This window comes from Neobacillus drentensis (assembly GCF_036962125.1).
Lineage (GTDB): Bacteria > Bacillota > Bacilli > Bacillales > Cytobacillaceae > Neobacillus > Neobacillus drentensis_B.
This window is the reverse complement of sequence record NZ_JBALOA010000038.1, coordinates 38,732-40,190: the sequence shown is the minus strand read 5'-3', so window position 1 is coordinate 40,190 and position 1,459 is coordinate 38,732. Positions and strand designations below refer to the sequence as shown.

The following is a 1,459-nucleotide window of genomic DNA, read 5'->3' as shown; positions in this document are numbered from 1 at the left end:
GAGAAGATGGTCAATTTAAAGTCACTATTGACTTGCAAAAGGCAACGGCGAAATTAGAAGTCGTTGCAATTGATAACGCTGGTAATGAAAGTGAAACTACTACGCTCTTCGTGAAAGACGCAACCGCACCAGAAAAGCCTTTAGTAAATGAAGTAACTGATAAGGATACATCAGTCACAGGCCATGCGGAGGCTGAATCAAAAGTAGAAGTGAAGATAAAAGGCTCAGTAATTGGTACTGGATCTGCTGGAGAAGATGGTCAATATCAAGTAATCATTGACGCGCAAAAGGCAGGGACTGAATTGGTTATTGTTGCTACTGATAATTCTGGAAATGCTAGTGATGAAACTCCAGTAGTGGTGAAAGATGTAACCGCACCTGAGAAACCAGAAGTAAGTACAGTAAGCGATAAAGATACAAACATTACAGGTTTAGCCGAAGCGGGATCCAAAATCGAAGTGAAGGTTAATGGTGTAGTAATTGGCACTGGGAAAGCAGAACAAGATCGCAAATATCAAGTGACGATTCGAGTTCAGAAAGCTGGAACGGTATTAACGGTTATCGCAATAGATACTGCCGAAAATGAAAGCGAATCTGTCACAATAAAGGTCATAGACAAAACAGCTCCATCTTTTTTAACAGTAAATACAGTTTCAGACAAGTCAAAGGAAGTAACCGGCAAGACTGAGGCGGGGGCAACTGTATCAGTCTTAATAGGCACAAAGATTTATCCAGCAAAATTTGATACAAGCGGGAACTTCAAAGTAATCATTCCAGTTCAAAAAGCAGGAACAAAGGTAATTGTTACTGCCAAGGATGCGGCTGGTAATAGTGTTGCAAAAACTATCACAGTTATTGATAAAACTGCACCAGTGGTCCCATCCGTTACCACTGTTACAGACCTAATAAAAGTAGTAACTGGTAAAGCAGAAGCAGGAGCGATTGTTACTGTTACAATTGGAACGAAAAAGTATATCGTTAAAGCAGATATTAAGGGTAACTATCAAGTGACGATTCCAGTTCAAAAAGCTGGTACAAAATTACTTGTGACAGCAAAAGATGCAGCAGGAAATATAAGTGCAGCAAAGAGTGTGATTGTCATTGACAAAACCGCTCCGTTGGCACCGAAAATTAAAACTGCAGTGAAAAGCACTACAAAAGAGGTGTCAGGTACCGCCGAAGCTTACTCTACCATAACGATTAAAGTAGGTAAGAAAGTCATAGGTACAGCAAAAGCAGACTCCAAAGGGAAATTCAAAGTGAAAATCAAAGCGCAGAAGAAGAAAACGGTCTTAAGTGTAACAGCTACTGACCGAGCAAAGAATGTCAGTAAGGTAGTAACTGTTAAAGTAAAATAATAAACTTATAAAGAAATCCCCTTCACACGATGTGGAGGGGATTTTTCCTGTACATTTAGGTTTCGCAAATAAAAGTGCTAGTTTCGCAAACAATCTTGTTC

General features: G+C 39.7%; 1 protein-coding gene. It reads left to right on the top strand.

Going from position 1 to position 1,459, the window contains the following annotated elements; all coding sequences use genetic code 11:
* On the top strand, positions 1-1,358 hold a 1,358-nt coding region (locus V7121_RS23165), incomplete at its 5' end, for an Ig-like domain-containing protein (RefSeq protein ID WP_335548070.1).
* Positions 1,359-1,459 lie beyond the last annotated feature (101 nt).